This window comes from Streptomyces cinereospinus (assembly GCF_042430725.1).
In the GTDB taxonomy this organism is placed as follows: Bacteria; Actinomycetota; Actinomycetes; order Streptomycetales; family Streptomycetaceae; genus Streptomyces; species Streptomyces cinereospinus.
Genome location: NZ_JBHMCY010000006.1, coordinates 134,835 through 161,753, shown reverse-complemented (window position 1 = coordinate 161,753; position 26,919 = coordinate 134,835). Strand labels below are relative to the sequence as shown.

At 73.4% G+C, this 26,919-nt stretch carries 20 protein-coding genes; 6 read left to right on the top strand and 14 right to left on the bottom strand.

The features are described 5' to 3' along the window. The 3 genes from ACFF45_RS05145 to ACFF45_RS05135 all read right to left on the bottom strand — a co-directional run. A partial coding sequence (locus ACFF45_RS05145) for a chaplin (protein WP_381342450.1) occupies positions 1–660 on the bottom strand: 660 nt, incomplete at its 3' end. A gap of 110 nt (positions 661–770) precedes the next feature. Beyond that, complete coding sequence (gene chpD, locus ACFF45_RS05140) at positions 771–998, bottom strand: chaplin ChpD (protein WP_381342447.1); 228 nt, start codon at positions 996–998, stop codon at positions 771–773. Between the two features lie 237 nt (positions 999–1,235). Then, the gene (locus tag ACFF45_RS05135; RefSeq protein ID WP_381342445.1) at positions 1,236–1,631 is read right to left on the bottom strand and encodes a rodlin; all 396 of its coding nucleotides are present in this window, start codon (positions 1,629–1,631) and stop codon (positions 1,236–1,238) included. Positions 1,632–1,877: 246 nt separating this feature from the next. On the opposite strand from ACFF45_RS05135, the gene ACFF45_RS05130 reads away from it, so the two are divergent. Then, the gene (locus ACFF45_RS05130; RefSeq protein WP_381342443.1) at positions 1,878–2,273 is read left to right on the top strand and encodes a rodlin; all 396 of its coding nucleotides are present in this window, start codon (positions 1,878–1,880) and stop codon (positions 2,271–2,273) included. A gap of 161 nt (positions 2,274–2,434) precedes the next feature. Here ACFF45_RS05130 and ACFF45_RS05125 read toward each other — a convergent pair whose 3' ends face one another. The 8 genes from ACFF45_RS05125 to iolC all read right to left on the bottom strand — a co-directional run bounded on the left by ACFF45_RS05125 (position 2,435) and on the right by iolC (position 13,883). After that, entirely contained in the window at positions 2,435–3,973 is a 1,539-nt protein-coding gene (locus tag ACFF45_RS05125; protein WP_381342440.1) for a vWA domain-containing protein, read from the bottom strand. 181 nt (positions 3,974–4,154) lie between these two features. Then, positions 4,155–5,033 (bottom strand): ABC transporter permease, encoded by an 879-nt coding sequence (locus tag ACFF45_RS05120; protein ID WP_381342437.1) that lies wholly within the window; start codon positions 5,031–5,033, stop codon positions 4,155–4,157. Next, complete coding sequence (locus ACFF45_RS05115; protein WP_381342435.1) at positions 5,030–7,681, bottom strand: CocE/NonD family hydrolase; 2,652 nt, start codon at positions 7,679–7,681, stop codon at positions 5,030–5,032. Before ACFF45_RS05115 ends, ACFF45_RS05120 begins: the two co-directional genes overlap by 4 nt. A 120-nt stretch (positions 7,682–7,801) precedes the next feature. Beyond that, the gene (gene mmsA / locus ACFF45_RS05110) at positions 7,802–9,304 is read right to left on the bottom strand and encodes a CoA-acylating methylmalonate-semialdehyde dehydrogenase (RefSeq protein ID WP_381342432.1); all 1,503 of its coding nucleotides are present in this window, start codon (positions 9,302–9,304) and stop codon (positions 7,802–7,804) included. Positions 9,305–9,318: 14 nt separating this feature from the next. Then, complete coding sequence (gene iolD, locus ACFF45_RS05105) at positions 9,319–11,193, bottom strand: 3D-(3,5/4)-trihydroxycyclohexane-1,2-dione acylhydrolase (decyclizing) (protein ID WP_381342429.1); 1,875 nt, start codon at positions 11,191–11,193, stop codon at positions 9,319–9,321. Beyond that, a complete protein-coding gene (gene iolB, locus ACFF45_RS05100) occupies positions 11,190–12,002 on the bottom strand; it encodes a 5-deoxy-glucuronate isomerase (RefSeq protein WP_381342426.1) in 813 nt (270 codons plus the stop codon). Before iolB ends, iolD begins: the two co-directional genes overlap by 4 nt. Positions 12,003–12,009: 7 nt before the next feature. Then, complete coding sequence (locus ACFF45_RS05095) at positions 12,010–12,900, bottom strand: Cgl0159 family (beta/alpha)8-fold protein (protein ID WP_381342423.1); 891 nt, start codon at positions 12,898–12,900, stop codon at positions 12,010–12,012. Next, complete coding sequence (gene iolC / locus ACFF45_RS05090; protein ID WP_381342420.1) at positions 12,897–13,883, bottom strand: 5-dehydro-2-deoxygluconokinase; 987 nt, start codon at positions 13,881–13,883, stop codon at positions 12,897–12,899. The genes ACFF45_RS05095 and iolC overlap by 4 nt, the downstream gene beginning before the upstream one ends. A gap of 408 nt (positions 13,884–14,291) precedes the next feature. Between iolC and ACFF45_RS05085 the strand changes: the two genes are divergently transcribed. Then, entirely contained in the window at positions 14,292–14,492 is a 201-nt protein-coding gene (locus tag ACFF45_RS05085) for a helix-turn-helix transcriptional regulator (RefSeq protein WP_381342417.1), read from the top strand. Positions 14,493–14,769: 277 nt separating this feature from the next. Here ACFF45_RS05085 and ACFF45_RS05080 read toward each other — a convergent pair whose 3' ends face one another. Next, on the bottom strand, positions 14,770–17,004 hold the full coding sequence (locus ACFF45_RS05080) for an MMPL family transporter (protein WP_381342414.1): 2,235 nt from the start codon (positions 17,002–17,004) through the stop codon (positions 14,770–14,772). A gap of 172 nt (positions 17,005–17,176) precedes the next feature. Between ACFF45_RS05080 and ACFF45_RS05075 the strand changes: the two genes are divergently transcribed. The 3 genes from ACFF45_RS05075 to ACFF45_RS05065 all read left to right on the top strand — a co-directional run bounded on the left by ACFF45_RS05075 (position 17,177) and on the right by ACFF45_RS05065 (position 21,146). Further along, complete coding sequence (locus ACFF45_RS05075) at positions 17,177–17,833, top strand: TetR/AcrR family transcriptional regulator (protein WP_381342411.1); 657 nt, start codon at positions 17,177–17,179, stop codon at positions 17,831–17,833. Positions 17,834–18,542: 709 nt separating this feature from the next. After that, positions 18,543–18,782: a heavy-metal-associated domain-containing protein gene (locus ACFF45_RS05070; protein WP_381342408.1), complete on the top strand. Its 240-nt coding sequence runs from the start codon at positions 18,543–18,545 to the stop codon at positions 18,780–18,782. A 105-nt stretch (positions 18,783–18,887) separates the two neighbouring features. After that, positions 18,888–21,146 carry a heavy metal translocating P-type ATPase gene (locus ACFF45_RS05065; protein ID WP_381342405.1) on the top strand — a complete coding sequence of 753 codons (2,259 nt, stop codon included), beginning with the start codon at positions 18,888–18,890 and terminating at the stop codon, positions 21,144–21,146. A 699-nt stretch (positions 21,147–21,845) separates the two neighbouring features. On the opposite strand, the gene ACFF45_RS05060 is transcribed toward ACFF45_RS05065, so the two are convergent. Continuing rightward, positions 21,846–23,135 carry a citrate synthase gene (locus ACFF45_RS05060; RefSeq protein WP_381342402.1) on the bottom strand — a complete coding sequence of 430 codons (1,290 nt, stop codon included), beginning with the start codon at positions 23,133–23,135 and terminating at the stop codon, positions 21,846–21,848. A 250-nt stretch (positions 23,136–23,385) separates the two neighbouring features. Beyond that, positions 23,386–25,638 (bottom strand): SF1B family DNA helicase RecD2, encoded by a 2,253-nt coding sequence (recD2, locus tag ACFF45_RS05055; protein ID WP_381342399.1) that lies wholly within the window; start codon positions 25,636–25,638, stop codon positions 23,386–23,388. Between the two features lie 151 nt (positions 25,639–25,789). Here recD2 and ACFF45_RS05050 point away from each other — a divergent pair, with 151 nt between their 5' ends. After that, entirely contained in the window at positions 25,790–26,692 is a 903-nt protein-coding gene (locus ACFF45_RS05050; protein WP_381342396.1) for a ribokinase, read from the top strand. The last annotated feature ends 227 nt before the right edge of the window (positions 26,693–26,919 follow it).

Here is a 26,919-nt window from a genome sequence, read left to right as displayed (position 1 = left end):
GCCGTCGTCACCGTAACCGGTCCCGTAGCCGACGTCCGTTCCGTCCCCGTGGCCGGGCGCGCCGTCGTCACCGTAACCGGTCCCGTAGCCGACGTCCGTTCCGTCCCCGTGGCCGGGGGCACGGTCGTCGCCGTGGTCGTCCCCGTAGCCACCTGTGACGTCACCGGCGGCGGGGGTGCCCGCGGGGTCGCCGGACGCGTCGTCGCCGCGCGTGGGGGACGGGCCCGTGCCGCTGTCCGGCGCGGCGTCGCCCTGCGTGTGCGACATGCCGGTGCCGCCGTCCGGGACCGTCTCCTGCGGGTGGCCGGTGCTCACGTCGGTGCCGGGCTCGGCCCGGTCCCCGGCGCCCGCGTCGTCCGCGGGCGTGTCCTCGGGGGAGCCGCCGCGGTGGAGGCCGCCGAGGTGCCTGGACGAGTCATCCTCCTCGACGCAGGTGTCGCCGAAGGCGGCGTTCAGGCCTGCGGCTCCGTCGACGGTGTCGCCGCAGGCGTTGACCGGCACGCCGACCGGGACCTCGGCGGTGCTGCCCGACGACACGCCGGGCGACTCCTTGGTCGCCCCGCTCGCCGTGGAGTCGGCGAGGGCGGCGCCGCCGCACAGCCACAGCATGCTCGTCGCGGCGGCCGCCGCGACCACTCCCTTGCCCAGGGTCTGTCGCAATCTCGTTGTCTTCCTGCTCGCAGAGGTGGAAGGGGAAGGCCGACCTCGGAGAAGAACGGAGTCGTCCAAGGCCGGCCGTGGCGCAGCCGTGCGGCTGGTGCGTTACACCGTCAGTCGTTCTTGCACTGGTTGGCGAACGCCGGGTTCACCAGCCCGATCACGTTGATGGAGTTGCCGCACACGTTGATCGGAACGTGCACGGGCACCTGGACCACGTTGCCCGACAGCACACCCGGCGAACCGACGGCGGCACCGTCGGCGCCGGAGTCGGCGAGGGCCGGGGTGGCCATGCCGAGAGCCATGATCGCGCCCGCGACGACAGCAGCGCTCTTCTTCATGAATCTTCCCTTCTCTGCGGTCATGCCTTGTGGACGGCCGAGACCGAGCGAGCACAGCTTGTACGGCTCGCACCATGACCTGCAGCCTGCACACAAGAAATTGACAGCCGGAGAAACCACGGAACGTGCAACACCGAGGAATTCACTCGATCGCTCGGCAAACAAGTGTCTGCCGTACGCCGCCGGGCGGCCCGCAGGAGAATCAGCGGACCGCCCGGACTGCGCGAGGGACTCTGTTCAGTCGCCGTTCGCCGACAGGACCGACAGGTCCTCCAGAATGTGGTTCAGCGCACCGTCGCGCTTGGCGTTGGTGGAGTTGTCCGCGCACTGCTGCTGCGTGTGGTCGGACAGGACCGGAACGTCCTGGACCGCCACACCGATGAGGGCGGCGACACCGACCGGGACGTCCTGCACGGCGAGGCACGGCTTGTTGAGCGTCCCGTCGACCAGCGAGAGCTGGGGGCTCATGTTGCCCTTGGTCGCCGAGTTGCCGAACGACGACGACGTGCCGTTGCCGTTGGCCACGGACGGCCCGGAGTCGTCCCCGACGGCAAGCACCTGGGGAGCAGCCGCCACCGACATACCGATGACGGAAGCGGCGACCGCCCCGGCGACCATTGCCTTCTTGAGCACTTCGCGTTCCTTTCCTAGTTGCGACGCGTGTCCTACGGCCTCATCAACCAGGCCCCGGATGATTGGTTGCGGACGTTCACCCGGTTGGCCCGACGCCGCGCCTGAAAGTCCGACAATCACCAGAACTCATGACCACACGAAGAGCTCGGGTGTCGGCCGACAGAGTGATCGGGAGAAACCGCGCAGGGGCCGTGGAGTTGACCAGAACGCTCCGGTGGACGGGGTTTCCTCAGAAAGGACTGGCCAGTGATCAAGAAGGTTATTGCCACCGCCGCGATCGCCGCTTCCGTCATGGGTGCCTCCGCTGCCGCGGCCCCGCAGGCCCTGGCGGTCGGTGACGACAGCGGGCCGAACTCCGCGAACGGCATCGGTGCGCTGCAGAGCTACGGCAACTCGTCCACCCACGGGAACATGAGCCCGCAGATGGCGTTGATCCAGGGCTCCTTCAACAAGCCGTGCATCGCCGTGAACGACCTGCCCGTCGGTGCCGGCGCCCTGATCGGCGTGCCGGTCCAGGACATCCCGATCCTGTCGGACCACACGCAGCAGCAGTGCGCCGAGAACTCCACCAACGCCAAGCGCGACGGTGCGCTGGCCCACCTGCTGGAGGACGTGTCGGTCCTGTCGGCCAACGGCGAGTGACGTCGTAGCGGGGGCGGGTGGCCGGAGTCTCCGGCCACCCGCCCTTTCGCCTGCCGTGCCCGAGGGTGACCTGGGCGGCGACGAAGCCGGAGAAGGTCACTGGGGCGGGCCCGGACCCGCCCTGCCCCGTGCCCCGCGCGCCGCGCCGGACGCGCCGGGCGTCAGGAGGCGATGCCGCGGGCCTGGTCGACGGCGGTCGCCAGCCGTTCCACCGCCTCGTCCTCCGTCCGCCGCGCCAGGTCGCGCGCGTGTCCGGCGAGGGCGCTCAGGCCCGGGGCGCCGGGCAGCGGGGTGAAGCGGGGGTCCTCGCGGCGCAGGGCGTCGGCGAAGTAGGCGGCCACCGCCGTGACCTGGAAGCGGGGGGAGGCGCCGCGCACGGAGTCGTCCAGGGCCGCCGTCTCCAGCCGGCCCGACTCCTCGTGCGGGGCGCGGGTGCGGGGGTCGAGCCAGCGGACGGTGGCCGTGGCGAGGTGGCCGCCGGCACCGGGCCGGGTGCGGACGGCGTACAGGGCGGTGACCGTGTGGCCGGGGCCGACCTCGCCGCCGTCGACGCGGTCGTCACGGAAGTCCTCGTCGGCGACCTCGCGGTTCTCGTAGCCGATCAGGCGGAACCGGTCGACCGTCGCCGGGTCGAAGGCGACCTGCGCCTTGGCGTCGCGGGCGGTGAGGTCGACATGGCGCGGGAGCTGCTCGCAGAAGACCTCGCGGGCCTCCGCGAGGGTCGAGACGTAGGTCGTGTGGCCGTCGCCCCGGTCGGCGAGGCGTTCCATCAGCTCGTCGCCGTAGTCGCTGCCGACGCCCACCCCGAACAGGGTGATGCCGTGTTCCCGGCGGGCACCGGCGATGTCCTCCAGGATCGTGTCGGCGTCCGTCTCGCCGGTGTTGGCGAGGGCGTCGGAGACCAGGACGACCCGGTTGGTGGCGCCCTCGCGCAGGCCCTCGACGGCCGTCGCGTAACCGGTCCGCACGCCCGCCCCGAGGTTGGTGGACTGCTGGACCTCCAGGCCGGCGACGGCGTCGTGGATGCGGCCGCGGTGGCCGCCGAGCCGGGTCATCGGCAGGACCGTCTCCGCCTCGTCGCTGAAGGCGACCAGCGCGACCGAGTCGTCGTCGCGCAGCCGGTCGGTCAGCACGCCGAGGGACTCCTTGGCCAGGTCCAGCCGGCCGGGCTCGCTCATCGAACCGGAGACGTCGAGGACGAAGGTGAGGGCGGCGGGCGGGCGTTCGCCCTCGTCCTCGGCGGGCCGGGTGGCGAGTCCGACCCGGACCAGGGACCAGTCCCGCGCGCTGGTGCGGGCGCCGTCGACGGTCACCGAGAAGCCGTTGCCGTCGGGGCGTTCGTAGTCCTGGCGGAAGCTGTTGACGAACTCCTCCGGGCGGATCGTCGACGGATGCGGCCGCCCGCCCGCGGCCAGGGTGCGGCGGGCGTAGCCGTACGAGGCGGTGTCCACGTCGAGCGCGAAGGTGGAGAGGTGGTCGGGCTCCGGCGCGAACGTGCCGTCGCGCCGCTGCTCGTCGCCCGCCTCCCCCGACTCGATGGCGGGCGGGGCCGGGGCCGGGAAGCCCTCGGCCTGTTCCGCGCTGTCCGCGCGGCTGCCCCCGCCCGTGCCGCTGCCGGAGCATCCGGTCAGGAGCAGGCCGCCCGCCGTGGTGAGTGCCAGCAGCGCCCCGGCGAGCCGCCGTGTCCGGTACCTCGTCATCTCGCGTGCCCCCTGTGTCGGTTGACGTGCCGTCGGACGTCGACGTCAGTGACTGTGACGGCACACGGGGCGGGAACGTGCGTGACGAAGCGTTGCGCTTGCGTCTCGAAGCGGCCACGGAGCGGGCTCGCCGGTCTCGGCGGTGATCCCCGCCGAGACCGGCGGGTGATCCTCCCGAGACCTACGACACGATGTCCTTGCGGGCGAAACCCCGGAAGGCCAGGGCGAACAGCACCAGGGCGTACGTCACGGAGATCGCGGTGCCCTGGATCATGCCGGACCACTGCGGTTCGGCCTGGAGGGCGTCCGCCCAGGCGAACTGCCAGTGTGCGGGCAGGAAGTGCCGCCAGTCGCCGAGGGCGGTGACCGCGTCGAGGACGTTGCCGACGATGGTCAGGCCGACCGCGCCGCCGACCGCGCCGAGCGGCGCGTCCGTCCGCGTCGACAGCCAGAACGCCAGTCCGGCGGTGACCAGCTGGGCGACGAAGACGTACGCCACGACCACCAGCAGCCGCTGTGCCGCCGTGCCCGCGTCGAGCGCGCCGCCGGTGGGGATCTGGAGCGGGCCCCAGCCGTAGGCGGCGACGCCGACGGCCAGCGCGACCAGGGGCAGCAGCACCATGGCGGCCAGGCTGAGGCCGAGCCCCACGGCGAGCTTGGACCACAGCAGCCTCGCCCGGGGCACCGGCGCGGCCAGCAGATAGCGCAGCGAGGACCAGCTCGCCTCGGAGGCGACGGTGTCGCCGCAGAACAGGGCGACCGGGACGACCAGCAGGAAGCCGGCCGAGACGAACAGGTTCACCGCGGCGAAGTTGGCCGCCGAGGCGGTGGCCGCGTCCATCAGCGAGACCCGCTCGCCGCCTCCGTCCGGCTCGCCGCCGATCGCGAAGGCGGCGACCAGGACGAAGGGCAGCACGGCGAGGATGCCGAACATGACCAGGGTGCGGCGCCGCTTGAGCTGGCGGACCAGCTCCACCCACAGGGGCAGGGTGCGGCCCGCCCGGTAGCCGGACGCGGTCTCGTGGCCGGCCGTGCGGTCGGTGAGCGTGCTGCCGCTCATGCGGGTCCTCCGATCAGGGTGAGGAAGGCGTCCTCCAGGCGGCGGTGCGGGCCGACCGAGGCGACCGGCACCTCCAGCCGGACCAGTTCGGCGACCAGGCGGGCGGCGCTGCCGCCGGCGTCCAGCCGGACCAGCAGCCCGTCGCCGGTGACGACGGCCGAGGCGACGCCCGGCAGCGCGGCGATCTTCTCGACGACCGGCTCCTCCACGGGGGTGCCCGTGCCGACGAGGAAGGTGTCGCCGGAGCCGACGATCTCGCCGACCGGGCCCGCCTGCACGAGCCGGCCCCGGTCCATCACCACCAGATGCGTGCAGGACTGCTCGACCTCGGACAGGAGGTGGCTGGAGACGATCACCGTGCGGCCGGCGGCCGCGTACCGGATCATCACCTCGCGCATCTCGCGGATCTGGGGCGGGTCCAGGCCGTTGGTCGGTTCGTCGAGGATGAGCAGGTCCGGCAGGCCGAGCATGGCCTGTGCGATGGCGAGGCGCTGGCGCATGCCCTGCGAGTAGGTGCGCACCGCGCGGGCGAGCGCGTCACCGAGACCCGCGATCCGCAGTGCCTCGTCGAGGTGGGCGTCCTCGGCCGGGCGGCCGGTCGCCCGCCAGTACAGCTCCAGGTTCTCCCGGCCGGACAGGTGCGGCAGGAAGCCCGCGCCCTCCACGAAGGCGCCGACCCGGGACAGCACCGGCGCGCCGGGGCGGACGGCGTGGCCGAAGACGCGGATCTCGCCGCCGTCCGGCCCGATCAGGCCCATCAGCATGCGCAGGGTGGTCGTCTTGCCCGCGCCGTTGGGGCCCAGCAGGCCCAGCACCTGGCCCTTCTCCACCCGGAAGGAGAGGTCCCGGACCGCGTACCGGTCCGCCGACTTCGCGTACCGCTTGCTCAGGCCGGTGATCTGGAGCGGGACCTCGGACAGCGCGGGGTCGGGGGCCGGGGTGGCGGTCCGGCGGCGGGCCGAGGCCAGCAGCACCAGGGCGAGCGCGGCGCCGGTCAGCGGCAGCCACCACACCCAGGCGGGCAGCGGCGCGGGTGCCGCCGTCACCGCGGGCGCCGTCGGCACCCTCAGGTCGCCCTTGAGGGAGACGGTGTATGTCGCCGGGGCGGCCGGGGAGGCGTACGCCAGGTCGGTGGAGGCGAGCACCAGGCGCAGCCGGTGGCCCTTGCCGACCTCGTAGTCGATGGCGGGGAGGGTGAGCGTCACGTCCTTGCCGGCCCGGGCGTCCTCGACCCGCACGGGCGTCACCAGCTGGGAGGGCAGCACCTGGGAGCGGCCGTCGGGGCCGACGTCGTACACCTTGGCGAACAGGACGGCGTCCGCGCTGCTGGAGCGCACGTGGACGGTGACGGTCGGGGAGCCGGTGACGCGCAGGTCCTGGCCGAGCGGCGCCGACTCGAACCGGGCGTGCTGGCCGGGGAAGTCCAGGGAGATGCCGACGCCGAGCGCGGAGAGCTGGGCGAGGCCGCCGCCGGCGCCGAGGCCGGGCAGGGCCGAGACGGCGGGCGGGCCGGCGCCGGGCGGGTTGTCGAAGGTCTGCTCGCGTCCGGTGAGGGCCACCGACCGCTGCCCGCTCGCCAGGCCGGGGTAGGTGTCCGCGCTCGCGCCGCGCAGCACGGCCTCGCCGTCGGTGGAGTCGACGCCGCCGGTGCGGGTGACGCGGAAGGCGGGGCCGGTGTCGGCGGCCCTGTCGTCCTTGAGGTACCGGTCGAACCAGGCCGTCACGCGCTGCTGGACCCGGCTCGTCTCCAGGTCGCCGCCGTCATGGCCGCCGGCGATCCAGTCGACGTCCACCGGGGCGCCGTTGGCGCGGATGGCCCGTGCGGCGGCGTCGGCCTGGTCCAGCGGGAACAGGGAGTCCGACTGACCCTGCACCAGCAGCGTCGGTACGTCGATGCGGTCGCCGACGGCCGAGGGCGAGCGCTCCTGGAGCAGTTCGCGGGCCGCGGGGTCCGGGGTGCCGGACTCGGCGACCCGCTCGTACATGGCGCACACCTGCGGTGCGAAGTGGGCGCAGCCGCCGCCGGAGGTGACGAAGACGCCCGCCCAGAGCTTCTTGAAGACGCCGTTGGGGAAGAGGGCGTCGGCCAGGTTCCAGTAGGTGATCGCCGGGGCGATGGCGTCCACGCGGTCGTCGTGTCCGGCGGCCAGCAGGGAGACCGCGCCGCCGTACGAGCCGCCCGTCATGCCCACGCGGGGGTCACCGGACCTGTCCAGCTCGACCTGCGGCTGCCGCGCCAGCCAGTCGATCAGCCGGGAGACGTCGGCGACCTCGCCCTCGGGGTCGTTCAGCCCGATCCGGCCGGTGGACTCGCCGAAGCCGCGCGCCGACCAGGTCAGCACCGCGTAGCCGTCGCGGGCCAGGTCCTGCGCCTGCTGCCGTACGTCGTCCTTGCTGCCGCCGAAGCCGTGCGCCAGCAGGACGGCGGGTCGGCGGCCGGCGGCCGCGGTGGTGAAGTACGAGGTGTCGAGGCGCACCCCGTCGCCCACGCTCAGTACCCGGTCGGCGCGGCGCACCGCGGGCGCGTCGTCGTCGGCGACGGCCGTCCACGTGCCGGCCCCGGCGAGCACGACGACGGCGGCCGCCGCGGCGGCCAGCCGTCGCGGCCGCCGCAGCAGCCCGTCCGGGCCGCGCAGTCGAAAGTCCATGCGTCACACGGTACGGGTGAACCTGTCGGCCCCGGACAGCTCACGGGCTGAACCCGGCGCCATCCCTGAGGCGTACGGGGCCGTGCCGCGTACCGCGAGCGCGGTACGCGGCGGGCCGGCTCAGTGGTTGCGCGGGAAGCCCAGGTCGACGCCCGCGGGGGCGTCCGCCGGGTCCGGCCAGCGGGTGGTGACGACCTTGCCACGGGTGTAGAAGTGCGTGCCGTCGTTGCCGTAGACGTGGTGGGCGCCGAAGAGGGAGTCCTTCCAGCCGCCGAAGGAGTGGTAGCCGACGGGGACCGGGATCGGCACGTTGACGCCGACCATGCCGGCCTCGACCTCCAGCTGGAAGCGGCGTGCGGCGCCGCCGTCCCGGGTGAAGATCGCGGTGCCGTTGCCGAACGGGGAGGCGTTGATCAGCGCCAGGCCGTCCTCGTAGGTCTTCGCGCGCAGCACGCACAGCACCGGGCCGAAGATCTCGTCCTGGTAGGCCCTGGCGCTGGTCGGCACCTTGTCGAGCAGCGAGATGCCGATCCAGTGGCCGTCCTCGTAGCCGGCGACGGTGTGGCCGGTGCCGTCCAGCACGACCTCGCAGCCCTCGGCCGCCGCGCCCGCGACGTAGGAGGCGACCTTGTCGCGGTGGGCCCTGGTGATGAGCGGGCCCATCTCGGAGGCCGGGTCGCTGCCGGGGCCGATCCTGATCTTCTCGGCGCGCTCGCGGATCTTCGCCACCAGTTCGTCGCCGATCGCGCCGACCGCCACGACGGCGGAGACGGCCATGCAGCGCTCGCCGGCCGAGCCGTACGCCGCCGAGACCGCCGCGTCGGCCGCCGCGTCCAGGTCGGCGTCCGGCAGGACCAGCATGTGGTTCTTGGCGCCGCCGAGGGCCTGCACGCGCTTGCCGTGGGCGGCGGCCGTGGTGTGGATGTGGCGGGCGATCGGGGTGGAGCCGACGAAGGACACCGCCTTGACGTCGGGGTGCTCCAGGAGGCGGTCGACGGCCGCCTTGTCGCCGTGCACGACGTTGAAGACGCCGTCGGGCAGGCCGGCCTCGGCGAGCAGTTCGGCGATCCGCACGGACGCCGAGGGGTCCTTCTCGCTCGGCTTCAGCACGAAGGTGTTGCCGCAGGCGATGGCGAGGGGGAACATCCACATCGGCACCATGGCGGGGAAGTTGAACGGCGTGATGCCGGCGACCACGCCGAGCGGCTGGCGGATCGCGGCCACGTCGACGCGGTTCGCCACCTGCGTCGACAGCTCGCCCTTGAGCTGCACGGTGATGCCGCAGGCCAGGTCGACGATCTCCAGGCCGCGCGCCACCTCGCCGAGGGCGTCGGAGTGCACCTTGCCGTGCTCGGCGGTGATCAGATCGGCGATCTCGTCGCGGTGCGCGTCCAGCAGGGCGCGGAACCGGAACAGGATCGAGGTGCGCTCGGCCAGCGAGGACCGGCCCCAGGCCGAGAACGCCTCCTTCGCGGCCGCGACCGCCGCGTCCACCTCGTCGGCCGACGCGAACGCGACCTTCGCCGTGACGGCGCCGGTCGCCGGGTCCGTGACCGGACCGAACGCGCCCGACGCGCCGTCGACGGGCTTGCCGCCGATCCAGTGGGTGACGATCTTCGTCATGACCGGTTGCTCCTTCACAGATGGCGGCGTCGGGTCGAGACGTGCCGTTCGTACAGCTCACGGGCCTTGACCGCGGACGGCCGGGTCGCGGTCTCGGCCACGGGTACATCCCACCAGGCCTGTGCCCCGGGCGCGCCCGACACTGTGTCTGCCGTTTCCGTCTCGACGTAGACACATGTGGGAGTGTCCGCGGCCCGCGCCTCGGCGAGCGCCGCGCGCAGCTCGCGGACGGTCCCGGCGCGCAGCACCCGCATGCCGAGGCTCGCGGCGTTGGCGGCCAGGTCCACCGGGAGCGGGGCGCCGGTGAACGTGCCGTCGTCCGCGCGGTGCCGGTAGGCGGTGCCGAACCGCTCCGCGCCGGTCGCCTCGGAGAGCCCGCCGATGGACGCGTACCCGTGGTTCTGCACCAGCAGCACCTTGATCGCGACGCCCTCCTGGACGGCGGTGACGATCTCCGTCGGCAGCATCAGGTAGGTGCCGTCGCCGACCAGGGCCCACACCGGGCGGTCGGGGGCGGCGAGCTTGACCCCGATCGCGGCGGGGATCTCGTAGCCCATGCAGGAGTAGCCGTACTCCAGGTGGTACTGGTCGCAGGACCGGGTCCGCCACAGCTTGTGCAGGTCGCCGGGGAGCGAGCCGGCGGCGTTGACGATCACGTCCGTCTCGTCCACCAGGGCGTCCAGCGCGCCCAGCACCTGCGGCTGCGTCGGCCGTCCGGCCGGCTCGGCGGCCGCGTAGGCGGCGTCGACGCGCCGCTCCCAGCGGGCCTTGTCCTCGGTGTAGCCGGTGACGTACGCGTCCGCGACCCGGTGGCCGTGCATCACCAGCGCCTCGGTCAGCTCCGCCAGACCGCTGCGCGCGTCCGCGATCAGCGGCGATCCGGCGAGCTTGTGGCCGTCGTACGCGGCGATGTTGAGGTTGAGGAAACGGACGTCCGGGTGGGCGAAGAGGGTGCCGGAGGCGGTGGTGAAGTCGGTGTAGCGGGTGCCCACGCCGATCACCAGGTCGGCGGTGCGGGCGAGCGCGTCGGCGGTCGCGGTGCCGGTGTGGCCGATGCCGCCGACGTCCTGCGGGTGGTCGTGGCGCAGCGAGCCCTTGCCGGACTGGGTGGAGGCCACCGGGATGCCGGTGGCCTCGGCGAACTCGGCGAGGGCGGCCTCGGCGCGGCTGTGGTGGACGCCGCCGCCGGCGATCAGCAGCGGGCGCCGGGCGGCCCTGATCGTGCGGACGGCCTCGGCGAGTTCGGCCGGATCGGCGCCGGGACGGCGGACCGCCCAGGTGCGCTCGGCGAAGAAGTCCTCCGGCCAGTCGTACGCCTCGGCCTGCACGTCCTGCGGGAGCGCGAGGGTGACCGCGCCGGTGTCCACCGGGTCGGTGAGCACGCGCACGGCCTGCAGCGCGGCCGGGATCAGCGCCTCGGGGCGGGTGACGCGGTCGAAGTACCGGGAGACCGGGCGCAGGCTGTCGTTGACCGACACGTCGCCCGCGTAGGGCACTTCGAGCTGTTGCAGGACCGGGTCGGCGGGGCGGGTGGCGAAGGTGTCGCCGGGCAGCAGCAGCACCGGCAGGTGGTTGACGGTCGCCAGGGCGGCGCCGGTGACCAGGTTGGTCGCGCCCGGACCGATGGAGGTGGTGACCGCGTGGGCGGACAGGCGGTTGGACTGGCGGGCGTAGCCGGCCGCCGCGTGCACCATGGCCTGTTCGTTGCGGCCCTGGAGGTACGGCATGGCGTCCGCGTACTCGACCAGCGCCTGGCCGATCCCGGCGACGTTGCCGTGGCCGAAGATGCCCCAGGTGGCGGCGATGAGGCGTCGCCGTACCCCGTCCCGCTCGGTGTACTGCGCGGAGAGGAAGCGCACAAGCGCCTGTGCGACGGTCAGCCTGGTCATCGGTAGCCCTCCGGGTGGTCCGGGTGGAAGCGGATCCGCCACTCCCGGGTCGGTCCCGGGCCCGCCATGACGTTCAGGTAGTACATGTCGTGGCCGGGCTGGGCGATGGACGGCCCGTGCCAGCCGTCGGGGACGAGGACGACGTCGCCGGTGCGGACCTCGGCGAGCACCTCGGCGCCGCCCCCGCGGGACGGGGACACCCGCTGGTAGCCGAAGCCGTCCGGGCCGTCGATCTCGAAGTAGTAGATCTCCTCCAGCTCCGTCTCCTCGCCCGGCCGGTCCTCGTCGTGCTTGTGCGGCGGGTACGAGGACCAGTTGCCGCCGGGGGTGACCACCTCGACGGCGATGAGCCGGTCGCAGGGGAAGGCGTCGGCGGCGGCGAAGCCCCGCACCCGGCGGGCGCAGGTGCCGCTGCCGCGGTCCTCGACGGGGACCTCCGGCGCGGGGCCGTAGCGGGCGGGGAGTCGTCGCTCGCACTTCGCTCCTGCCAGGGCGAAGCGGCCTCCCGCGCCGGAGGTGATCTGTGCCTGGGCGTCACGGGGGACGTACGCGAAGTCGGAGACTCCGGCGAAGACGCTCTCCCGGCCCAGCAGCTGGAACACCGCGTCAACCACCTGCACGGTACAAGCACCTTGCAGGGGCAGCACGATCCACTCGCTGTCCCCGGTGGTGAAGGTGTGCGTACCGCCCGCACCCAGCTCGACCACCCGCAGGCTGCTGTGGGTCCAGCCGGCCAGCTTGGGGTCGATGTCGAGTGTGTAGTACGGGTCGGCGGTGGTGCCCCTGGGGACGTACAACTCGTTGCTCATGCGGCCCTCACAGCAGTCCTGCGGCGGTGTCCACGGCGGCGGCCACGTCGCCGTCCGCCGGGTACAGCAGCGACCGGCCGGCCACCAGCCCCCGCACGGTGGGGAGCCGGAGGGCGCCGCGCCACTTCTCGTACGCGCCGGCCCGGTCCTCGGCGGATCCCGCGACGTCGCCGCCCAGCAGCACGGCGGGCAGCGTCGTGGTGGCCATGACCCGGGCCATGTCGTCGGGGTCGTCGGTGACGGGGACCTTCAGCCAGGTGTACGCCGAACTGCCGCCCAGCCCCGAGGCGATGGCGATCGACCGGGTGACGGCGTCGGCGGACAGGTCGTTCGCCGGCCGCCCGCCGGCGTCCCGGCGGCTGATGAACGGCTCGACGAAGACGGGCAGCCGGCGCGCCGCCATCGCGTCGACGGCCCGGGCGGCGGACTCCAGGGTGGTCAGCGAGCCCGGGTCGTCGTAGTCGATGCGCAGCAGCAGCTTGCCGGCGTCGAAGCCGAGCCGCTCGATGTCCTCGGGGCGGTGGCCGGTGAAGCGGTCGTCCAGCTCGAAGCGGGCGCCCTGGAGGCCGCCGCGGTTCATCGAGCCCATGACGACCTTGCCGTCGAGGGCACCGAGCAGCAGCAGGTCGTCCAGGATGTCGGCGCTGGCCAGGACGCCGTCGACGCCGGGGCGGCCGAGCGCCAGGCAGAGGCGTCCGAGCAGGTCGGCGCGGTCGGCCATGGCCAGCGCGCGGTCGCCGACGCCGAGCGCGCCGCGGGCCGGGTGGTCGGCGGCGACGATCATCAGCCGGCCGGTGGCACCGATCAGCGGCCGGCGCACGCGGCGGGCGGCGGCCTCGGCGATCGCCTCGGGGCGGTGCGCCCGGGTGTGGACGAGCTCCGCGACGTCGACGGTCACCGGAGGGCTCCCGGCGGGTGGGCGGGGCCCGTGCCGCGCACGGCGCCCGCGCCGAGGGCCGCCTCCACCTCGGCCTCGGTGGGCATCGCCGAGGAGCACTCCAGGCGGGAGGCGACGATGGCGCCGGCGGCGTTGGCGTGCCGCACGGTCCTCTCCAGGCCCCAGCCGGCCAGCAGGCCGTGGCAGAGGGAGCCGCCGAAGGCGTCACCGGCGCCGAGGCCGTTGAGCACGTCGGCCGGCAGCGCGGGGACCTCGACGGACTCGCCGGTGCGGCTGACGGCGAGGACGCCCTCGGGGCCCTGCTTGACGACGGCGAGCGACACGCCCGCGTCGAGCAGCGCCGCCGCGGCCGCGTGCGGTTCCCGGACGCCGGTGGCGATCTCCACCTCGTCGACGTTGCCGACGGCGACGGTGGCGTGCCGCAGTGCCTCGGCGTAGCAGGGGCGGGCCGCGTCGGGGTCCCGCCAGAACATGGGGCGCCAGTCGAGGTCGAAGACCGTGGTGCCGGACCGGTCGCGGTGGGCGAGGGCCGCGAGGGTCGCCGTACGGCTGGGCTCCTCGCTCAGGCCGGTGCCGGTGACCCAGAAGACGCGGGCGGCAGCGATGGCGTCGAGGTCGAGTCCGTCGGCGTCGATCTCCAGGTCCGGCGCCTTGGGCTGCCGGTAGAAGTACAGCGGGAAGTCGTCCGGCGGGAAGACCTCGCAGAAGGTGACCGGCGTCGGCAGGCCGGGCACGGGCGTCACCCAGCGGTCGTCCACGCCGAACCCGCGCAGCGCCTCGTGCAGATAGGTGCCGAACGGGTCGTCGCCGGTGCGGGTGATCACCGCGGTGCGGCGGCCCAGGCGGGCGGCGGCCACGGCGACGTTGGCCGCGGAGCCGCCGAGGAACTTCCCGAAGGACGTCACCTGCGGCAGCGGGACGCCGGTCTGCAACGGGTAGAGGTCCACGCCGATCCGCCCCAGGGTGATCAGGTCGTACGCCATCGAGGTCCCTTCGCGTTCCCGTCGCGTCGTCGCCGGCGGTTCCCTCCGGATTTCTAGCTTCCCAGCACGAGGCCTGTCAATATTTTGTCCGGACATAAGGACGAGCAGGGTGGCCCGACGGGACCGCCTCCGCGGGCCGCGACCACGGAGGCGGCCCCGCGTCAACGCGCCCCGCCCAGTGCGGGCGCACGTTCCTTTGCTGCATGTCTGTCACAAACATCACCTTCTTGTCACACATGTCCCAGGTGCGTGGCCCGCGCGTCACGCCCGGTCGACAGACGTGGCCTCGCCGTCACTCTGCGTCGTTGAACCGGGCACAGGCTTGGTGACTGATCACCAGCGCAGCGCCCGGCTCCCCCGGACGGCCGCTCCCGGCCGCCGCCGCGGCTCGCGCAGGGAGGTGCCCCCATGACCGACCGAAGGCTCTGGTCGTACAAGGACATCGCGGCGCACATCAAGGTGCAGCCGGACACCGTGCGGTCCTACCGCAAGCACGGACTGCTGCCCGCGCCCGACCATGTGGAGGGCGGAAAGCCCTACTGGTACGCCGACACCATCCGCGCCTGGGTCGCCTCCCGCCCCGGCAATCGCGGCCGGCGCGCGGACTGACCCGGGGGACGCGGCGGGGAGCGGCGGGGGCGCGGAACGGGCTGCGGCCGGGCCGGCCGCAGCCCGTTCCGCGGGCCGGCGGGTTCGGTGCGCCCGCGCCGGGCTGGAACCAAGTGCCGCGGCAGGCAACGTCTGCCCGTGGCGGAGCGGCGTCCGGTGCGTGCTCTCGGCGTGCCGGCCGGAAGCCCTCGTACGTACGGGACGTACTCGGGCTTTCGGGGTGCGGCGAGAGTGCGTGCGGGGCGCCGCGACGGGGAGAACGTCGCCTGCCGCGGCGCTAGCCGGCCGTCACCTTGTCGCGCGGCCGCCGCTCCGCCCCGTCCGGACCGTCGTGCGCCGCCCGCGAGGCCGGCTCGCCCTCGCTGAGGCCGAACCGTGTGTGCAGCCGGCGCAGCGGGCCCGGGGCCCACCAGGTGGCGCGGCCCGTCAGGCGCATCACCGCCGGGACCAGCAGGGAGCGCACCACCATGGCGTCCATCAGGACCGCCAGGGCTATGCCGAGGCCGAGCATCTTGGTGTTGGTGACGCGGGAGGTGCCGATCGCGACCATCACGACCGCCAGGATGACCGCCGCCGCCGTGATCAGCCCGCCCGTGCGCTGCACGCCGTGCCGCACGGCCCGGTCGTGGTCGCCCGTGCGGTCGTACTCCTCCTTGATGCGGGAGAGCAGGAACACGCCGTAGTCCATGGAGAGCCCGAAGGCCACGCAGAACATCAGGACGGGCAGGGTGGTCTCGATGGAGCCGGTACTGGTGAAGCCGAGCAGGCCGGAGAGGTGGCCGTCCTGGAACACCCAGACGACCGCGCCGAACATCGCCGTCAGGCTCAGCGCGTTGAGCACCACCGCCTGGACGGGTATCAGCACACTGCCGGTGAGCAGGAAGACCAGCAGCAGGGTGACGACCGCGATGACGGCCAGGGCCCAGGGCAGGCGTCCGCCTATCGCGTCCTTGGAGTCGACCAGGACCGCCGCCGTGCCGGTCACGCTGGTGCGGAACGGCGCCTCGGTCGCGCGCACCTCGCCCACCAGGCGCTGGGCGCGTTCGTCGACCGCCTCGCCCTTCGGCAGCACCGTGAAGTACGCCGTCTCGCCGCGCACCAGGGGACCGTCCACCCGGAGCACGTCCGGCAGCCGGGCGATCCGCTCCTTGAAGCCGGCGTACTCGGCGCGCGTCGCCCGGCCCTCGGCCAGGACCTCCAGGCCGCCGCCGGGGCTGCCCGGGAAGCCGTCCCTGATGTACTGCTGGACCACGTGGGACTCGGCGCCCGACGGCAGCTGGCGGTCGTCCGCGGTGCCGAACCGCACGCCGAGGAAGGGCAGTCCGAGCAGGAGCAGCACCCCCGTCGTGCCGATCGCGAAGACGGGGGCCCGGCGCATCACCAGCGACGCCGTACGGCCCCAGGCGCCGCCGCCCGCACCGGCCGGCGCGGGCCGCGCACCGGGGCGGACGAGGCGGCGCAGGTCCAGTGCGTTCACCCGGTGGCCGAGCAGCACCAGCGCGGCCGGAAGCAGGATCAGCGCGGCCGCCGCGGCGATCAGCACCACGGCGATCCCGGCGTAGGCGAAGGAGCGCAGGAAGTACTGCGGGAACACCAGCATCGCCGCGAGCGAGACCGCGACCGTCAGGGCGGAGAACAGCACCGTGCGCCCGGCCGTGCGCAGGGTCGTGCCGACGGCCGCCGACGGGTCGGCACCCGCGGACAGCTCCTCGCGGAAGCGGCGGACGATGAACAGCGCGTAGTCGATGGCCAGGCCCAGGCCCAGTGCCGTGGTGAGGTTGAGCGCGAAGACCGAGACGTCGGTGAATCCCGTCAGGCCGCGCAGCACCGCGTTGGTGCCCAGGATGGCCACGATGCCGATGCCCAGCGGGAGGAGGGCCGCGACCGCGCTGCCGAAGACCGTCACCAGCAGCACCAGCGTCACCGGCAGGGCGATCAGCTCGGCCCGGGTCAGGTCCTCCTGGATGAGGGTCTGCATCTCGTGCTGCACGGCCACCAGACCGCCGATCCGGACCTCCAGCGGGCCGTGGGTCCCGCGCAGCGCGGGGGCGATGCGCTCCAGGGTCTCGCCCGCGGTCTTCTCGTCGCCGGCGATCCGGGCGGCGATCAGCGCCGCGTGCCCGTCCTCGGCGCGCAGGGCGGGTGACCCGGACCGCCAGTACGAGCCGACGCCCACCACGCCCCGCTCCCGGGCCAGCCGCCCGGTGAGGCGCGCGGCCGCCGCGGCGACCGCCGGATCGTCCACCGAGGCGCGGCCCGCGTCCACCAGCAGCAGCAGGTTCGGCTGGGAGCCGGGGAACTCGCGCTCCAGCACCTCGGTCGCGTACGCCGACCCGGCGTCGGGGTCCTGCCAGCCGCCGCTGCCCAGCCGGTCGGCGACGCCGCTCCCGGCCAGCGCCGCGAGCACGGTCAGCACCAGGGCCGCGAGCAGCGACAGGCGGGGCCGGGCGGTCACGAGGCGGGTCCAGCCGCTCGGGCGCGGTGCGCGCGGTGGTGTGTTGACTTCGGTCATCGTGCGGTGTCCCCTTCACCGTGACCCGTGCCGCCTGCCCGGACGCGTCCGGGCAGGCGGCACGGGTCAGCCATGGCCATACACTCGAAACACGAGAGATCGCTCGCGTTACCTCAGAATGCGAGCGACCGCTCGTGTTTGTCAATCGCGTGCGGAGAGCTGGGGATAACGCGTGCCCGAGAAGAACCAGACGCCGGCCCAGGAGCCGGCGGCAGAATCCACGCCGCGCCGGCGCCAGGCGCGCGGCGAACGCCGGATCGCCCAGCTGCTGGAGGCCGCGGCCGCCGTCTTCTGCAGCACCGGCTACACGGCCGCCAGCACCAACGCCATCGCCCGCGAGGCGGGCGTCTCCCCCGGCACGCTCTACCAGTTCTTCCCGAACAAGGAAGCGATCGCGATCGAGCTGGGCGACCGGCTGATGCACGAGATGCGCGAGACGTACGGCGAGGCGCTCGCGCCCGTCGACGCCGCGACCCCGCTCGCCGAGGCCGTCGGCTCCGCCGTCGACCGGTTCATCGCCTTCAACTGCCGGCACCCGGTCTTCTTCGCGCTGATGCACGGCCCCGACATCCCCGGCCGGATCGCCGAGGAGCACGACGCACTGCACGCCACCCTGCTGCTGCGCATCGAGACGCTGCTCACCTCGCTGCTGCCCGGCACCCCGCCGGCCGACGTCGCCCGCACCGCGCACGTCTGCCTCGGCGTCTACAAGTCGGGCCTGGAACTGGTCCTCGCCCACCAGGGCGCCGAGCGCGAGGCGTACGTCCAGGAGCTGAAGAACGTCCTCGTGCGCTACCTGGAGCCCCTCGCCGCCGCCCGCACCGCCTGAGCCCCGCCCGCCCCGGTGCCCCGGCGGCGCCCGAGGCGTCCCTCACACGCGTCCGCCGCCCTGCGACAAAAGCCGCATCCGCTTAGGGTTCGGACACACCACTCCCGCAGGAGCACGTCCCGCGGAAGTGCCCCCGCAGGAGCGCCTCCCGCCGCGGCACCTCCCACGGGAGCACCTCTCACGGGAGCACCACAGGAGCACGAGGGAACGCCGTGACCCACCCCCCGCCGCCCGCAGCGCGCCCCGGGCCCGCATCCCGCCCCCGCACAGGCCCCCGCCGCCGCGCCTCCGGCGCCGTACGGGCCCGTGGCGGCGCCGCCTGTGGAGCGGGCCGGCGCCCTGGGCGCTCACCGCGGCGGTCGCCCACGCGACCGGGAACACCGCCCTCCCGCCCGCCCTCGTCCTGCTCGGCGGCTTCCCGGCGCCGGTGACCTTCGTGCCGGGCGTACGAGCGGCACGGCCGCGAGCCGGGCGCCGGCGTGATCCTCGGATGCCTCCCGGCCGGCGGGGCACTCCGGGTACCGGGCGCCGCGCCGACGGAGAACCACCTGCCGAGCCCGTCCCCGCGGCCGCTCACCGGCGTCGCCCGGGTGCGGTCGCCGGCCCGCCGGGACCACTCCGGGAAAAGTACCCCCTAGGGGTATAGTGAACCGTGTACGGGGCCCTCCCAGGTCCCGCCCGTACCAGCCGCCTCGACGAGGAGAACGACATGACCGCGCAGACCGACACCCCGGGTTCCGTCACCGCCGTCTACCAGGTGAGCGGGATGAGCTGCGGACACTGTGAGGGCGCCGTCTCCGGCGAGCTCTCCCGGCTGCCCGGCGTCAGCTCGGTGCGGGCCGTCGCGGCCAGCGGGGAGGTCACGGTCGTCTCCTCGGCCGCGCTGGACGAGGAGGCCGTGCGGGCGGCCGTCGACGAGGCCGGCTTCGAGCTGGTCGGCCGCGCCTGACGCACCCTTTCCCGCACCGGGCCGTTCCGGGGGACCGACCAGCGGATCGGCCCCCCGGACGGTCCGGTCCGCCGTCTGAAGTGAGAGTCGGAGTCGGAGTCGGACATGACGAGCACCACCACGCGGACCTCCATAGACACGCCGGACACGCCGACGGACCCGCCGGCCACCACGGTCGAACTGCTGATCGGCGGGATGACCTGCGCCTCCTGCGCGGCCCGCGTCGAGAAGAAGCTCAACCGGATGGCCGGCGTCAGCGCCACGGTGAACTACGCGACGGAGAAGGCCCGGATCACCTGTCCGGCCGGAACCGAGGTCGCGGACCTGATCGCCACCGTCGTGCGGACCGGCTACACGGCCGAGGAGCCCGCCCCGCCGCAGCCGGCACCGGAACAGGAGCAGGCCCCCCGCGACGCCGGGCAGGACGCGCTGCGCCGGCGCCTGGCCGTCTCCGCGCTCCTCGCCGCCCCCGTCATCCTCCTGGCGATGGTTCCCGCCCTCCAGTTCGACAACTGGCAGTGGCTGTCGCTCACCCTCGCCGCCCCCGTCGTCGTCTGGGGCGGACTGCCCTTCCACCGGGCCGCCTGGACCAACGCCCGGCACGCCGCGGCCACCATGGACACCCTCGTCTCGGTGGGCACGCTGGCCGCGTTCGGCTGGTCCCTGTGGGCGCTGTTCTTCGGGCACGCGGGCATGCCGGGCATGCGGCACCCGTTCGAGCTGACGGTCTCCCGCGCGGACGGCGCCTCGACGATCTACCTGGAGGTGGCCGCCGGAGTCACCGCGTTCATCCTGCTCGGCCGCTATCTGGAGGCCCGCTCCAAGCGCCGCGCGGGCGCCGCGCTGCGGGCCCTGATGGAGCTCGGCGCGAAGGACGTGGCGGTGCTGCGCGACGGGCGCGAGGTCCGCGTGCCGGTCACCGAGCTGGCCGTCGGCGACCGGTTCGTCGTACGCCCCGGCGAGAAGGTCGCCACCGACGGCACCGTGGTCGAGGGCGCCTCCGCGGTCGACGTCTCGATGCTGACCGGCGAGTCCGTGCCGGTGGACGTGGCGGCCGGGGACACGGTGGCCGGGGCGACCGTGAACGCGGGGGGCCGGCTGGTCGTGGCGGCCACCCGGGTGGGCGCCGACACCCAGCTCGCGCGGATGGCCCGGCTGGTGGAGGAGGCGCAGAACGGCAAGGCGGAGGTGCAGCGGCTCGCGGACCGGGTCGCGGGGATCTTCGTACCCGTCGTCCTGGTGCTCGCGACCGCCACCTTCGGCCTGTGGCTCGGGGCGACCGGCGACACCGTCGCCGCCTTCACCGCGGCCGTCGCCGTCCTGATCATCGCCTGCCCGTGCGCGCTGGGCCTGGCCACCCCGACCGCGCTGATGGTGGGCACGGGCCGCGGCGCCCAGCTCGGCATCCTGATCAAGGGTCCCGAGGTCCTGGAGTCCACCCGCCGCGTCGACACCGTCGTGCTGGACAAGACCGGCACGGTGACCACCGGCCGGATGACCCTCCAGGAGGTGTACGCCGCCGAGGGCGCCGACGAGCGGGAGGTCCTGCGGCTCGCGGGCGCCCTCGAACACGCCTCGGAGCACCCGGTCGCCCGGGCCGTGGCCGCCGGCGCGCGGGAGCGGGTCGGGGAGCTGCCGGCGGTCGAGCGGTTCGAGAACGTGCCCGGGCGGGGCGTACGCGGGTGCGTGGCGGGCCGCGAGGTGGCCGTGGGGCGCCTCTTCGAGGAACTGCCCGAGGAGCTGGCCCGCGCTCGCGACAAGGCCGAGAGCAACGGCCGTACGGCCGTCGTGGCCGGCTGGGACGGGGTCGCGCGCGGGGTGCTCGCGGTCGCGGACGCCGTGCAGGAGACCAGCGCGCAGGCCGTGCGCGAGCTGCGCGCGCTGGGGCTCACGCCGGTGCTGCTCACCGGGGACAACCGGCGGGTCGCCGAGGCGGTGGCGCGGACCGTCGGCATCGACCAGGTGATCGCCGAGGTGCTGCCCGAGGACAAGGTGGCGGTCGTACGGCGGCTGCAGGGCGAGGGGCGGACGGTCGCCATGGTGGGCGACGGCGTCAACGACGCGGCCGCGCTCGCCACCGCCGACCTGGGGCTGGCGATGGGCACGGGCACCGACGCGGCCATCGAGGCGGGCGACCTGACGCTGGTCCGCGGGGACCTGCGGGTCGCGGCGGACGCGATCCGGCTGTCCCGCCGGACGCTCGCCACCATCAAGGGCAACCTCGTGTGGGCGTTCGGCTACAACGTGGCCGCGCTGCCGCTGGCCGCCGCGGGTCTGCTCAACCCGATGATCGCGGGGGCGGCGATGGCCCTGTCGTCGGTGTTCGTCGTGACGAACAGTCTGCGGCTGCGGGCGTTCCGCTGAGCTCGGCCGGGCAACGGAAAAGCCCGGTTTCCCCTTCAGTCCGGCGCGAGCCTCACATAAGCTCTTCACAAGGCTCGCGCATCATCCTTACGCTTGAGCCCCGTTCGTCGTACCGGGCCTCTTGCGTACCTAGCAGGACATATGCAGGAGACTCAGATCACAGTGATGTGAACGTAACCATCGAAGGGGTTCGAAGGTCTAAGTTGGCGATGTCGGAAGGCGTCTTGGGGGGCGCCGACCGGCATCTGGGGTCGTCTTGGGGGACTTCCTCAGAGATGCGTTGCCGGGACACGTACACCGGGAAGCTTTGAGCGGCCCTCCCAGCGTGCGCTGTCCCGGCAGACCGCAGCCGCAGCACGGCAGCAGTACGCAGTAACAGCGATTCAGGCGCTGGTTCTCACAGACGCCCGGCCGGATCCCGTGGGGGGAATCCGCACCGGGACATGGGAAGGCGCCCTGGTCGCCGGCCCGTGGGGGGACCGGCGAACCGGGGCGCCTTCTGCTTTGCCGTTGCGTCTTCCGCGGCCCTCAGGGGTCTTCCGGCGGCCTTCCGGGGTCTTCCGGGGTCTTCCGCGCCGTCGGCCGCGGCCGCCTGCTGTGCGTCAGGCGGCCGCGGCCGACGGCGAGGGATCGCGGTGGTCACCGCGGGCGGGCGAGGACCACCGCGGGCGTGCGGCGATCAGCCCGGGAGTGCGGGAATCAGCGCTCCTCGACCGGGACGAAGTCCCGCTCGACGACGCCCGTGTAGATCTGGCGCGGGCGGCCGATGCGGGAACCCGGCTCCTTGATCATCTCGTGCCACTGGGCGATCCAGCCCGGCAGCCGGCCGAGGGCGAACAGGACCGTGAACATCTCGGTCGGGAAGCCCATGGCCCGGTAGATCAGGCCGGTGTAGAAGTCGACGTTCGGGTAGAGGCTGCGCGAGACGAAGTAGTCGTCGGAGAGCGCGTGCTCCTCCAGCTTGAGCGCGATGTCCAGCAGCTCGTCGGACTTGCCGAGGGCGGACAGCACATCGTGCGCGGCGGCCTTGATGATCTTGGCGCGCGGGTCGAAGTTCTTGTAGACCCGGTGGCCGAAGCCCATCAGGCGGACGCCGTCCTCCTTGTTCTTCACCTTGCGGATGAAGGAGTCGACGTCGCCGCCCGCGTCGCGGATGCCTTCGAGCATCTCCAGGACGGACTGGTTGGCACCGCCGTGCAGCGGGCCCCAGAGGGCGTTGATGCCGGCGGAGATCGAGGCGAACATGTTCGCCTGCGAGGAGCCGACCAGGCGGACCGTGGAGGTGGAACAGTTCTGCTCGTGGTCCGCGTGCAGGATCAGCAGCTTGTCCAGCGCGGCGACCACGACCGGGTCGAGCTCGTATTCCTGGGCCGGGACCGAGAAGGTCATGCGCAGGAAGTTCTCGACGTAGCCGAGGTCGTTGCGCGGGTAGACGAACGGGTGACCGATCGACTTCTTGTACGCGTACGCCGCGATCGTCGGGAGCTTGGCCAGCAGCCGGATGGTCGAGAGGTTGCGCTGGCGCTCGTCGAACGGGTTGTGGCTGTCCTGGTAGAACGTGGACAGCGCCGAGACGACCGACGACAGCATGGCCATCGGGTGGGCGTCGCGGGGGAAGCCACGGTAGAAGTTCTTGACGTCCTCGTGCAGCAGGGTGTGCCGCGTGATCTCGTCCCGGAAGCCGGTGAGCTGGTCGACGGTCGGCAGCTCACCGTTGATCAGCAGGTACGCCACCTCCAGGAAGGTGGAGCGCTCGGCCAGCTGCTCGATCGGGTATCCGCGGTAGCGGAGGATGCCGGCCTCGCCGTCCAGATAGGTGATGGCGGATTTATAGGCGGCGGTGTTTCCGTAACCGCTGTCCAGGGTCACAAGACCGGTCTGGGCCCGGAGCTTTCCGATGTCGAAGCCCTTGTCACCGACAGTGCTGTCGATCACCGGGTAGGTGTACTCGCTGCCGTCGAACCGCAGTACTACAGAGTTGTCGCTCACGTCTTCCCTCACCGACGTAGTGCCTCATCTTCGAGGTGCCCTGACTGTCTCTACCATCCCCCATTTGGCTCAGGAGAGTGCACTCGGGGTCGACCGTTGGGCTCATCGGCGGCACTCAGTGCCGCCAACCTGTCATCCTGCCCGCTCGACTGCCCATCCGGAAGTGGTCTGTGACCTTCGCGACTCGTTTGATCGATCATTTTTGGGCGAAATGCCGAACATATCCACTGCCGAACCTCCGCCGGGGGCGTCAGCCACCCCGGAGCCGGAAGTCCAGGGCGGTGCAGCGGCGCCCGGCCGAGACCGTGCGGACCGCCTGGCCGAGCGCCCTGCGGGACCCGACGAGGACGACCAGTTTCTTGGCCCGGGTGACCGCCGTGTAGAGCAGGTTGCGTTGGAGCATCATCCAGGCGCCCGTGGTCACCGGCACGACCACCGCCGGGTACTCACTCCCCTGCGAGCGGTGGATGGTCACCGCGTAGGCGTGCGCCAGTTCATCCAGTTCGTCGAACTCGTACGGGATCTCCTCGTCCTCGTCGGTCAGGACGGTCAGGCGCTGGTCGACCGGGTCGAGCGAGGTGACCACGCCCAGGGTGCCGTTGAAGACACCGTTCTTCCCTTTCTCGTAATTGTTCCTGATCTGGGTCACCTTGTCGCCGACCCGGAACACCCGTCCGCCGAACCGCTTCTCCGGCACGTCGGGGCGGCCCGGGGTGATGGCCTGCTGGAGCAGCCCGTTGAGCGTGCCGGCGCCGGCGGGCCCGCGGTGCATGGGGGCGAGCACCTGGACGTCCCGGCGCGGGTCGAGCCCGAATTTGGCGGGAATGCGGCGGGCCGCCACGTCCACGGCGAGCCGCCCGGCGGCCTCGGTGTCGTCCTCGACGAAGAGGAAGAAGTCCTTCATGCCGTCGGTGACGGGGTGCTGCCCGGCGTTGATCCGGTGGGCGTTGGTCACCACGCCGGACTGCTGGGCCTGCCGGAAGACCCGGGTGAGGCGGACGGCGGGCAGGGGGCCGCCGTCGGCGAGGAGGTCGCGCAGCACCTCGCCCGCACCGACGCTGGGGAGCTGGTCGACATCGCCGACGAAGAGCAGGTGGGCGCCGGGCGGTACGGCCTTGACGAGCTTGTTGGCCAGCAGCAGGTCCAGCATGGAGGCCTCGTCGACCACCACCAGGTCGGCGTCGAGGGGGCGGTCCCGGTCGTAGGCGGCGTCGCCGCCCGGCCGCAGTTCGAGCAGCCGGTGCACGGTGGAGGCCTCGGCGCCGGTGAGCTCGGCGAGCCGCTTGGCGGCGCGGCCCGTGGGGGCGGCGAGGACGACCTTGGCCTGCTTGGCGCGGGCCAGCTCCACGATCGAGCGCACCGTGAAGGACTTGCCGCATCCGGGACCGCCGGTGAGCACGGCGACCTTGCGGGTCAGCGCCAGCTTGACGGCGGCCTCCTGCTCGGGCGCGAGGTCGGTGCGCGTGCGGTCCTTCAGCCAGGTCAGCGCCTTGTCCCAGGCGACGTCCTGGAAGCCGGGCATCCGGTCCTGGTCGGTGCGCAGCAGGCGCAGCAGCTGGGCGGCCAGGGAGAGTTCGGCGCGGTGGAAGGGGACGAGGTAGACGGCGGTGACGGGTTCGCCGCCGTCGGGTCCGGGCACGGTCTCCCGTACGACACCGGGGTCCTCGCCGTCCTCGGGGGGTGCGGCGAGCTCGGCGAGGCACTCGATGACGAGGCCGGTGTCGACCTGGAGGAGCTTGACGGCGTCGGCGATGAGCCGCTCCTCGGGCAGGAAGCAGTGCCCCTGGTCGGCGGACTGCGACAGGGCGTACTGCAGGCCGGCCTTGACCCGCTCCGGGCTGTCGTGCGGGATGCCCACGGACTGGGCGATCCGGTCGGCGGTGAGGAAGCCGATGCCCCAGACGTCGGCGGCCAGGCGGTACGGCTGCTCGCGCACGACGGAGATGGAGGCGTCGCCGTACTTCTTGTAGATGCGCACCGCGATGGAGGTGGACACCTCGACGGTCTGGAGGAAGAGCATGACCTCCTTGATCGCCTTCTGCTCCTCCCAGGCGTCGGCGATCTTCCTGGTCCGCTTGGGGCCGAGGCCGGGCACCTCGATCAGCCGCTTCGGCTCCTCCTCGATGATTTTCAGGGTGTCCAGGCCGAAGTGCTGGGTGATGCGGTCGGCGAAGACCGGTCCGATGCCCTTGACCAGTCCGGAACCGAGGTAGCGGCGGATGCCCTGGACGGTGGCGGGCAGGACGGTCGTGTAGTTCTCGACGGTGAACTGCTTGCCGTACTGCGGGTGGGAGCCCCATCGGCCCTCCATCCGCAGCGACTCCCCCACCTGCGCGCCGAGCAGCGCGCCGACGACCGTCAGGAGGTCGCCGCCGCCTCGTCCGGTGTCGACGCGGGCGACCGTCCAGCCGTTCTCCTCGTTGGCGTACGTGATCCGTTCGAGGACGCCTTCGAGCACGGCGAGCCGTCGTTCATCGGGCGCCGGCGCGGACTGGTTGGACATGATCCGACGGTACCGGTGGGGGGTGACAGTGGGGGGTGCCGGGGGACGCCGGCGGTCGCGTCGCGCGGGCCCGGGGGTGTCGGGGGCGGGAGACTGTGCGCGGTGCCGCGGGCGCGGCAGGCACGGCTGTCGGGTAGCAGGGAGAGCATCGATGGACGACTACGACCTCCTGGTCATCGGGTCCGCCAACGCCGACCTGGTGATCGGCGTCGAACGGCGGCCGGGTGCCGGGGAGACGGTGCTCGGCTCCGACCTGGCGGTGCATCCGGGCGGCAAGGGCGCCAACCAGGCGGTCGCGGCGGCCCGGCTGGGTGCCCGTACGGCGCTGCTGGCCCGGGTAGGTGACGACGCGCACGGCAGGCTGCTGCTCGACGCGCAGCGGGCGGCCGGGGTGGACACGGTGGGGGTGCTGGTCGGCGGGGCGCCGACCGGCGTCGCGCTGATCACCGTGGACCCGTCCGGCGACAACAGCATCGTGGTGTCGCCGGGGGCCAACGGCAGGCTCACGCCCGAGGACGTGCGGGCGGCGGGCAGCCTCTTCCAGGCCTCGCGGGTGGTGTCGGCGCAGCTGGAGATCCCGCTGGAGACGGTGGTGGAGGCGGTACGGAGCCTGGCGCCCGGCAGCCGGTTCGTGCTGAACCCGTCCCCGCCGCGGCCGTTGCCGCCGGAGGTGCTGGCGGCCTGCGACCCGCTGATCGTGAACGAGCACGAGGCGCGGGTGCTCCTCGGTGAGGCGCTGGTGGGCGACGACCCCGCGGACTGGGCGCGGATCCTGCTGGCACGCGGGCCGCGTGCGGTGGTCGTGACGCTGGGCGCGAAGGGTGCCCTGGTGGCCTCCGCGCAGGGGGTGGCCCGGGTGCGCTCGGTGCCGGTGGACGTGGTCGACACCACCGGCGCGGGCGACGCCTTCACCGCGGCGCTGGCCTGGCGGCTGGGCCGGGGCGACGCGCTGACCGAGGCGGCGGCGTACGCGGCCCGGGTCGGGGCGGCGGCGGTGACGCGGGCGGGGGCGCAGGAGTCGTACCCGACGCCGCACGAGGTCGACGCCCTGTGAGAGCGGGCCCGCGCGGGGACGAGCGTGGAGGGGGCCGGTCGACGGACCGGCCCCCTCGGCTCTCCCCTCCCGTCAGAACCCCCGGCGCTCCCCCGCATCCCCCCGGATCCCCCCGGCGGGAGCCCTGACACCCTGTACGACCCGCGCGGGCCGCGGAGGGTTGCACGTCCCGGCGCGGAATTCCGAAGACCCGCCCCCGTACCGGCGTAACGCCGTGCTGCGCGGGC